The organism is Streptomyces palmae, assembly GCF_004684805.1.
In the GTDB taxonomy this organism is placed as follows: Bacteria; Actinomycetota; Actinomycetes; order Streptomycetales; family Streptomycetaceae; genus Streptomyces; species Streptomyces palmae.
On the sequence record NZ_SRID01000270.1, the window covers coordinates 1 to 9,581 of the forward strand.

General features: G+C 72.6%; 6 protein-coding genes. All 6 read right to left on the minus strand.

Translation table 11 applies throughout. The annotated features are described in order from the left end of the window. Positions 1-53 precede the first annotated feature (53 nt). Complete coding sequence (gene rho, locus E4099_RS23365) at positions 54-2,162, minus strand: transcription termination factor Rho (RefSeq protein ID WP_135341084.1); 2,109 nt, start codon at positions 2,160-2,162, stop codon at positions 54-56. A gap of 424 nt (positions 2,163-2,586) precedes the next feature. Then, positions 2,587-3,501 (minus strand): homoserine kinase, encoded by a 915-nt coding sequence (gene thrB / locus E4099_RS23370; protein ID WP_135341085.1) that lies wholly within the window; start codon positions 3,499-3,501, stop codon positions 2,587-2,589. A gap of 532 nt (positions 3,502-4,033) precedes the next feature. After that, positions 4,034-5,131, minus strand: a complete 1,098-nt coding sequence (thrC, locus tag E4099_RS23375; protein ID WP_135341086.1) for a threonine synthase — start codon at positions 5,129-5,131, stop codon at positions 4,034-4,036. Positions 5,132-5,167: 36 nt separating this feature from the next. Further along, positions 5,168-6,517: a homoserine dehydrogenase gene (locus tag E4099_RS23380; RefSeq protein ID WP_135341087.1), complete on the minus strand. Its 1,350-nt coding sequence runs from the start codon at positions 6,515-6,517 to the stop codon at positions 5,168-5,170. Between the two features lie 89 nt (positions 6,518-6,606). Further along, positions 6,607-7,998 carry a diaminopimelate decarboxylase gene (lysA, locus tag E4099_RS23385; protein ID WP_135341088.1) on the minus strand — a complete coding sequence of 464 codons (1,392 nt, stop codon included), beginning with the start codon at positions 7,996-7,998 and terminating at the stop codon, positions 6,607-6,609. Positions 7,999-8,015: 17 nt separating this feature from the next. Further along, positions 8,016-9,494 (minus strand): ArgS-related anticodon-binding protein NrtL, encoded by a 1,479-nt coding sequence (nrtL, locus tag E4099_RS23390; protein ID WP_245245111.1) that lies wholly within the window; start codon positions 9,492-9,494, stop codon positions 8,016-8,018. Between the last annotated feature and the right edge of the window lie 87 nt (positions 9,495-9,581).

Below are 9,581 nucleotides of genomic sequence, written 5' to 3' on the forward strand. Positions count from 1 at the left end.
TATGCGATCGTCGGCAGCGTCAGCTGTGTATAAGAGACAGGGGAGTGCCTGGATCAGTCGTTGCCGTTCCCCGGGGACGGGGTGGTCTTGGCGATCTGCATCAGGAACTCGGCGTTCGACTTGGTCTGCTTCATCTTGTCCAGCAGCAGCTCGATGGCCTGCTGGGAGTCGAGCGCGTGCAGCACCCGGCGGAGCTTCCAGACGATGTTCAGCTCCTCCGGCGCCAGCAGGATCTCCTCCTTGCGGGTGCTGGACGCGTCCACGTCCACCGCCGGGAAGATGCGCTTGTCCGAGAGCTTCCGGTCGAGCCGCAGCTCCATGTTGCCGGTGCCCTTGAACTCCTCGAAGATCACCTCGTCCATCCGCGAGCCGGTCTCCACCAGCGCGGTGGCCAGGATGGTCAGCGAGCCGCCGTCCTCGATGTTCCGCGCGGCACCGAAGAACTTCTTCGGCGGGTAGAGCGCGGTGGAGTCGACACCACCGGACAGGATGCGGCCCGAGGCCGGGGCGGCGAGGTTGTACGCACGGCCCAGACGGGTGATCGAGTCCAGCAGGACCACCACGTCGTGACCCAGCTCCACCAGGCGCTTGGCGCGCTCGATGGCCAGCTCGGCGACGGTGGTGTGGTCCTCGGCCGGGCGGTCGAAGGTCGAGGAGATGACCTCGCCCTTGACCGACCGCTGCATGTCGGTGACCTCTTCCGGACGCTCGTCGACCAGGACGACCATCAGGTGGCACTCGGGGCTGTTGCGGGTGATCGCGTTGGCGATCGCCTGCATGATCATGGTCTTACCGGTCTTCGGCGGGGCCACGATCAGACCGCGCTGGCCCTTGCCGATCGGCGAGACCAGGTCGATGATCCGGGTGGTCAGACCGCCCGGCTCGCTCTCCAGCCGCAGCCGCTCCTGCGGGTACAGCGGGGTGAGCTTGCCGAACTCCGGCCGCCCCCGGCCGCTTTCGGGCGCCATGCCGTTGACCGAGTCCAGCCGCACCAGCGCGTTGAACTTCTCGCGGCGCTCGCCCTCGCGGGGCTGCCGCACCGCGCCGGTGACGTGGTCGCCCTTGCGCAGTCCGTTCTTGCGGACCTGGGCGAGCGAGACGTACACGTCGTTCGGGCCCGGCAGGTAGCCGGAGGTGCGGATGAACGCGTAGTTGTCGAGGATGTCCAGGATGCCCGCGACCGGGATCAGCACATCGTCCTCGGCCAGCTGCGGCTCGCCGCCGAACTCCTCGCGGCCGCGACGGCCGCGACGGTCGCGGTAGCGGCCCCGGCGGCCGCGCCGGCCGCCCTCGAAGTCGTCGTCCTCCTCGGAGCGCTGCTGGCCCTGGGCCCGGCCCTCGCGCTGCTGGCGACCGCCCTGCTGGCCGTCCTCGCCCTTGCCGCGACGGCCCTCGCGCTCACCGCGCTCGCCACGCTCACCGCGCTCGCCACGCTCACCGCGCTCGCCACGCTCACCGCGTTCGCCACGCTGGCCGCGCTCCCGGCGCTCGCCCTTCTGGCCGCGCTCGCCGCGCTCGGCCCGGTCGCCCTTGGCGGTCCGGCCCTCGGCGGTGTCGGTGGCGGCCTCGGCCTTGGCCTCCGGACGCGCCTCGACCTTGACGTCGGAACGGGCCTCGGCCTTGGCCTCGGCGCCCTCCGGGCTGCCGACGGGCGCGGTGGCCCGGCGCCGGCGGCGCTCGGCGGTCGGCTGGTCCTCGCTGATCGGCTGGCCCGGGATGTCGATCTGCTGCTGGTCCGCGGCCTTCTCGGCGGACTTCTCCGCCTTCGCCTCGGCCGCCTCCGCGGCCTTGGGCGCGGCGTCCTCGCCGGTGCGGGCCTTGGAGGTGGCCCGGCGACGCGGCTTGGCCGGGGCCTCCGCGGTCGCGGCGTCGGCCGACGCGGCGGCGCCGGATCCTCCGCCGGCGGCCTGCCGGTCCTTGATGACCTCGATCAGCTGGCTCTTGCGCATCCGCGCGGTGCCCTTGATGCCGAGGCTGGAGGCGAGCTGCTGCAGCTCGGCCAGGACCATGGCGTCGAGGCCGGTGCCGGAGCGGCGCCGACGGGGGGCACTACCAGTGGCAGCACCGGTGGCAGGCGCGGCGGGAGCGTCCGTGGCGGGCGCGGCGGCATTGCCGACGGAAGCGTCGGCGGTCACGCCCATCAGATCGGTGGTGTCGCTCACGAAGGGTCCTTCCCTGGAGCGGGCGTCGGCCTGTCTGGCTCGGCGACCGGTTGTGCTGTCCGGCTGTGGTCCTCGTCGTGCGGACCGGGCCGGGGCGGTGGTCCGCCTGGTGCGGCGGAAAGATCAATTCATGGTTCCGGTGGGACGGTGAGATTTCCACTGATTCCGTCACACCGATTCCGGAGCGTGCTCACACTGCGCAGGCAGGCTGCTCAGGCAGTCGGGGAGGCTCTCGGAAGAAGGGTGGTCCCGGATGGGGACACTGAGCACTCCGCCTCGGAGACCATTCCACATCGATATCGCGAGGCTTCACGTGCAGACTTGAGATTAACACTACCGGATCCAACAAACATTCCCCCTCTCGTATCCGGATGTCCGGGCTTCGCTTCCCGGCGGCTGCGGGCGCGCCCGCAGCCGCCGCAGGTCAGGCCAGCGGCAGGACGCTCGCCCCCCGGGCGTCGAGAGTCAGCCGGTTGGCCGCCCACCCCTCGCCCGCCAGCAGCGCGACCTTGTCGGCCGCACCGTGCTCGACCAGCGCCAGGACCGTGGGCCCGGCACCGGAGATGACCGCGGGGACACCATCCGCCCGCAGCCGGTTGACCAGGGACGCGCTCTCCGGCATGGCGGGAGCGCGGTACTCCTGGTGCAGACGGTCCTCGGTGGCCGCCAGCAGCAGCTCGGGACGCCTGGTCAGCGCCTCGACCAGCAGTGCGGCGCGCCCCGCGTTGACCGCGGCGTCCACATGCGGCACCGAGCGCGGCAGCAGCTTGCGCGCGGTCTCGGTGAGCACCGGCCGGCTGGGGACGAAGACCACCGGAACGATGGAATCCGCCGGATCCATCCGGATCGCCCGGGCGGCGCCGGCGTCCGTCCAGGCGAGGGTGAACCCGCCGAACAGGCAGGCGGCGACGTTGTCGGGGTGCCCCTCGATCTCGGTGGCCAGTTCCAGCAGCGCCGCGTCGTCCAGCCGCTCGGCGCCGCCTATGGTCACGGCGCGGGCTGCGACGATCCCCGCGCAGATGGCGGCGGAGGAGGAGCCCAGGCCCCGACCGTGCGGAATCCTGTTGGCACACACCACTTCCAGGCCGCGGGGCTGCCCGCCGAGCAGGTCGAAGGCGGTACGCAGGGAGCGTACGAGCAGGTGGCCCTCGTCGCGCGGCAATGTGTCGGCGCCCTCGCCGGCGATGTCGACGTGCAGACCGGAGTCGGCGACCCGGACGACCACGTCGTCATAGAGGCCCAGGGCCAGACCGAGGGCGTCGAAGCCGGGGCCCAGGTTGGCGCTGGAGGCAGGGACGCGCACCCGGACGGCGGCGGCGCGGAACGCTGGACCGGCCATCGCTCGATGACTCTCCTTGTGTGACTGCGGATTTCTTCCCAAGAGGTACGGAACACCGCCAGGGGCCGTGACGCGGAGTACGGCAGCACCGCGCAGGCAGGACGGGGTCCGTGCTCTGCGTCGGGGCGGATTCAGTACAGCCTATCTAAGGATGGTTCAGCGGCGACATAGGGCGCACAGGAGGCGCACGATGCGTGTCGCACGCCTCCTATGCTTCATTTCCGGCGCAACCACCGTTTACACGCGGTAACACCCATCTCGCGGAATCCGGCTCATGGCCGGCGGCCCGGGTGGCCGGGCGTCGGACGTACGCCCGGGCCGTGCGCCAAGCCCCCAAGGTGCCCCGGTAGCCCAGGTGCCGGGCGCAGTACGGCCGAGCCGGGGTGCGGTCGGCCAGGGTCCGGGCCCCCGCCCCGGTCGGCCAGGTGCCAGGCCCGCGGTGCCGGGCCCCAGGTGCCTCCGCCGGCCAGGTACCGGGCGCGCGGTGCCGGGCCGCGGGTCTCCCCAACCGGCCCGGCAGGGCCCGCACGCGTCAGGCCAGGCCCAGGCGCTCGGCGGCCACCTCGGCGTCCACCGGCACCGGCTCCGCCTGCGGCGCGCCCGCCACCGCCCAGTCCGGGTCCTTCAGACCGTTTCCGGTGACGGTGCACACGATGCGCTGCCCCGGGTCTACCTTGCCCTGCTCCGCGGCCTTCAGCAGGCCGGCCACGCTGGCCGCCGAGGCGGGCTCCACGAAGACGCCCTCCTGGGCGGCGAGCAGCCGGTAGGCGGCGAGGATTTGACGGTCGGTCACCTCGTCGATGAGGCCGCCGGACTCGTCCCGGGCGCGCTCGGCCTGGGCCCAGGAGGCCGGGTTGCCGATCCGGATCGCGGTGGCGATGGTGTGCGGGTCCTTGACCGGCTCACCACGCACGATGGGCGCCGCGCCGGCCGCCTGGAAGCCGAACATCCGGGGGGTGTGCGAGGCGGTGCCGTCCGCCGCGTACTCCTGGTAGCCCTTCCAGTAGGCGGTGATGTTGCCCGCGTTGCCGACCGGCAGCACATGGATGTCGGGCGCGTCGCCGAGCATGTCCACGATCTCGAAGGAGGCGGTCTTCTGCCCCTCGATACGCGCCGGGTTCACCGAATTGACCAGCGCCACCGGGTAGTTCTCGGAGAGCCCGCGGGCCAGCGTCAGGCAGTCGTCGAAGTTGCCGTCGACCTGGAGGATGCGGGCGCCGTGGACCAGCGCCTGCCCCAGCTTGCCCAGCGCGATCTTGCCCTGCGGGACCAGCACCGCGCAGACCATCCCGGCCCGTACCGCGTAGGCGGCGGCGGAGGCCGAGGTGTTGCCGGTGGAGGCGCAGATGACGGCCTGTGCCCCGGCCTCCTTGGCCTTGCTGATGGCCATGGTCATGCCGCGGTCCTTGAAGGACCCGGTGGGGTTGGCGCCCTCGACCTTGAGGTGCACCTCGCAGCCGGTGCGCTCGGAGAGCACCTGGGCCGGTACCAGCGGGGTGCCGCCCTCGCGCAGGGTGACGACGGGAGTGCTCTCGCTCACCGGCAGCCGGTGGCGGTACTCCTCGATGATGCCCCGCCAGCCGGACCAGCGGGGGCCCGCCACGTGCGGGCTGTCTGCCTGAATGTTCATGGTCTTCCTCTGACTCACCTGATGGCCGGGCACGCCTTACTCGCCTTCGACTCGCATGGTGCTGGCCACGCCGTGGACGGTGTCCAGGCCGCGCAGTGCCTGGACCGTGGCCGACAGGGCGGCGTCCGTCGCCCGGTGCGTGACCACCACCAAGGACGCGTCCCCGCCCCCCCGTCGCCCGCCGCCACCCTCAGCGGAGCCGCCTTCGGCGGCGCCACCTGGCCCTTTACCCTGCTGGCGTACCGTGTCGATGGACACCCCGTGCTCCGCGAAGACGGTGGCGACCTGCGCCAGCACACCCGGCTTGTCCGCCACGTCGAGGCTGATGTGGTATCGCGTGACCACCTCGCCCATCGGGCTCACCGGCAACCGGGTGTACGCGGACTCGCCGGGGCCGGTGGTCTGGGCCAGCTTGTTGCGGCAGACGGCGACCAGGTCGCCGAGGACCGCGGAGGCGGTCGGCGAGCCGCCCGCGCCGGGGCCGTAGAACATCAGCCGACCGGCCGCCTCGGCCTCCACGAAGACCGCGTTGTACGCCTCCCGGACCGAGGCCAGCGGATGGCTCAGCGGGATCATGGCCGGGTGCACCCGGGCGGTGACGGACCGGCCGTCGGCCGCCCGCTCGCAGATCGCCAGCAGCTTGACCGTGCAGCCCATCCGCTTGGCGGAGGCGATGTCGGCGGAGGTCACCTCGGTGATGCCCTCCCGGTGCACATCGTCCAGCCGCACCCGGGTGTGGAAGGCGATCCCGGCCAGGATGGCGGCCTTGGCCGCGGCGTCGAAGCCCTCCACGTCGGCGGTCGGGTCGGCCTCCGCGTAGCCGAGCGCGGTGGCCTCGTCCAGCGCCTCGGAGTAGCCGGCGCCGGAGGTGTCCATCCGGTCGAGGATGAAGTTGGTGGTGCCGTTGACGATGCCCAGCACCCGGTTGACCTTGTCCCCGGCCAGCGACTCGCGCAGCGGCCTGACCAGCGGGATGGCACCGGCCACCGCCGCCTCGTAGTACAGGTCCCGGCCGTGCTCCTCGGCGGCGGCGTGCAGCGCCGGGCCGTCCTCGGCCAGCAGCGCCTTGTTGGCGGAGACCACGCTGGCACCGTGCTCGAAGGCGGTGCGGATCAGGCCGCGGGCCGGCTCGATACCGCCGATGACCTCGACGACCACGTCGATGTCGCCGCGCTTGACCAGCGCGGTGGCGTCGGTGGTGATCAGCTCCGCGGGGATGCCCTCACGCACCCGGTCCGGGCGCCGAACGGCGATCCCGGCCAATTCCACCGGGGCTCCGATCCGGGCCGTGAGGTCGTCCGCCTGCGTTCGCATGATGCGCGCCACCTCGGAGCCGACCACTCCACAGCCCAGCAGCGCCACTTTCAGCGGACGCGTACGCATCATCCGACCTCGTTTCTCATCCATCTAGGTGGTTCACCAGTCTCACTCACCGGATGGGGCTTCCCGCACCCTGTCCAGCATTCGAGATTCTGCTATCCGACATCGAGACGCAGGAGGTCATCCTCGGTCTCCCGCCGAACGATCGTGCGCGCCACGCCGTCCTTGACCGCCACCACCGGGGGACGCAGCGCATGGTTGTAGTTGCTCGCCATCGAGCGGCAGTAGGCACCGGTGGCCGGCACCGCGATCAGGTCGCCGGGCCCCAGGTCGGCGGGGAGGAAGGCGTCGCGCACCACGATGTCGCCGGACTCGCAGTGCTTGCCGACCACCCGGACCAGCATCGGCTCGGCGGTCGAAGCACGGGAGACCAGCGCCACCGAATAGTCGGCGTCGTACAGCGCGGTACGAATATTGTCCGACATCCCGCCATCCACACTGACATAGGTGCGCAACCCGGCCAGCTCCTTGACGGTGCCCACCTCGTACAGGGTGAAGGTGGTCGGCCCGGCGATGGCCCGGCCCGGCTCCACCGAGATCCGCGGCACCGCGAGACCGGCCCGCTCGCACTCGCGGCTGACGATCTCGCGCAGCGCCACGGCGATCTCCCGCGGCTCGCGCGGGTCGTCCTCGGAGACATAGGCGATGCCGAGGCCACCGCCCAGGTCGATCTCCGGCAGCTCCACCCCGTGCTCGTCCCGGATCTCCTTGAGCAGGCCCACCACCCGGTGCGCCGCCACCTCGAAGCCGGAGGTGTCGAAGATCTGCGAGCCGATGTGCGAGTGGATGCCGACCAGCTCCAGGCCCTCCAGCCGCAGCACCCGCCGTACCGCCTCGGCGGCCTGCCCGCCGGCCAGACCGATGCCGAACTTCTGGTCCTCGTGCGCGGTGGCGATGAACTCGTGGGTGTGGGCCTCGACGCCCACGGTCACCCGGACCAGCACCCGCTGCCGCTTGCCCAGCCGCTCGGCGGTGTGCGCGACCCGCACGATCTCCTGGAAGGAGTCGAGCACGATCCGCCCCACCCCGGCCTCGATCGCCCGCTCGATCTCCGCGGCCGACTTGTTGTTGCCGTGCAGCGCGATGCGCTCCGGGGGCATCCCGGCGGCCAGCGCGGTGGTCAGCTCGCCCTCGGAGCAGACGTCCAGGTTGAGCCCCTCCTCCCGCAGCCAGCGCACCACGGCGCGGGAGAGGAACGCCTTCCCGGCGTAGAACACGTCGGCCTCGCTGCCGAACGCCTCCCGCCAGGCCCGGCAGCGGGCGCGGAAGTCCTCCTCGTCCAGGACGTACGCGGGGGTGCCGATCTCCTCGGCCAGCCGCCGCACATCGATCCCGCCGACGCGGACGGCGCCGTCGTCGCCCCGGTCGACCGTGCGGGACCACACCTGCGGATCGAGCGCGTTGAGGTCGGTGGGCGGGGCGACGTAGTGGCCCTCGGGCAGCACATCGGCGTAGCGGGGACCGGCGGGGTGGGCGGAACGGCTCATCGTGTGACTCTGCTCTCTCAGAGGAATCCGGGTGCGCTGATGCCGAGCAGGGACAGGCCGCCGGCCAGCACCGCCCCGGCCGCGTCGGCGAGCGCCAGCCGGGAACGATGGGCGGCCAAGGGTTTCTGCTCGCCGCAGGGCAGCGGTGGACACGCGTCGTGGAAGCGGAAGAAGGCGTCCGCCACGGCCTCCAGCCCGCGCGCCACCCGATCCGGCGCCCGATCCCGGGCGGCGGCCTCGAGCACCCGCGGGTAGTCCCCCAGCAACCCGAGCAGCCGCAGGGCCGCGGGGTGCCGGTAGGTCGGGAGCGGGTACGCCTCCCCTGCGCGGGTCGGTGTGCCGGCCACGTCCTCCGTGCCGACCGCATCCGTGCCGGTTCGCGCGCCGACCACGAGTTCCGCGCCGACCGCATCACGGGCCGCGTGCTCCGCACCGCTCGCGTGTTCCACGCCGGCCCGCTCGTCGACAGCGTGCTCCATACCGGCCCCATCACGGGCCGCGTCCGCCACGCGGGCACGGGACGCGTCCTCCGCACCGGCCCGCTCATGGGTCAGGTCCGCGGCCTCCGCGATGTCCTCGGCTCCCGCGTCCGGCTCGATGCCCAGTTGGCGTCCGTTGCGCAGCAGCGCCTGAACCCGGGCGTGCGCGTACCGCACCCGGAACAGCGGATTGCCCTCCCGCTGCACCAGCAGCCCGGCATCGCCCACTGCCACGTCCTGCGCGGCCGGCCGCAGCAGAGCCCACCGAGCGGCGTCGGACCCCAGACGTACGAAGAGGGGATGACCGGCGAAGGCGTACGGGGCCTCGGCCTGGGCGGGGACGGCGGCACCGCGGACGGCGTCCGGGGCGTGGGGCGCGGGGTCGTGGGCCGTGGCCCCGGTCTGGTGGGCGGCGTCGTCGAGGTGACCCAGATCGCCGCCCGGACCGTGGCCGGCCGCGCCGTACTGGAGGGCGGGGTTCGAGGACACCGGAGCCCGGTCCGCGCGCCCGGCTCCACCGGCCAGGGCTCGGATCCGCACTCGCTCCGTCCCGTCCGCCGCGACCTCGGCGTTGGCGCCCTGAGCCCGCAGCAGCCGGACCACCGTGTCCGTCCACACCGCGGCCCGAAGCTCCTCGACCGGGGCGAACCGCACCTCGGTCCCGGCCAACGCCGTACCGTGCCCGTACGCCGTGCCGCGTGCGCACACCGCACGCACCAGTGCCGCGTGCGAGACGGACTCCAGCGTGATGTTCAGGAAGCCGGGCCCGGCGATCTCGACCCCGGCGATCCCCGGTTCGCAGACCATCCGGCGGCGCAGAATCTCGGCCACCTCGCGGGGTGTCCACTCCTGGCCCTTGGCGAGGCGCAGCGCCACATTGGTGGCGTAGTCCCCGCACCCGGGACGCGGCGGTGTCTCCACGAGCACCCGCTCCGGTACCGGCACCCGCAGCTCGCCGGCCTCGACGGCATGGCGTACTGAACGCAGCACGACGCGGGAGAGCTGGGCGGGTGTCACGGGACAAGCGTATGGGAGAAGGGGGGGCCGTCCGCGAACCGGTTTCCCGCACCGCGCACCCAGACCCCACCGCCCCGCCACCTCACC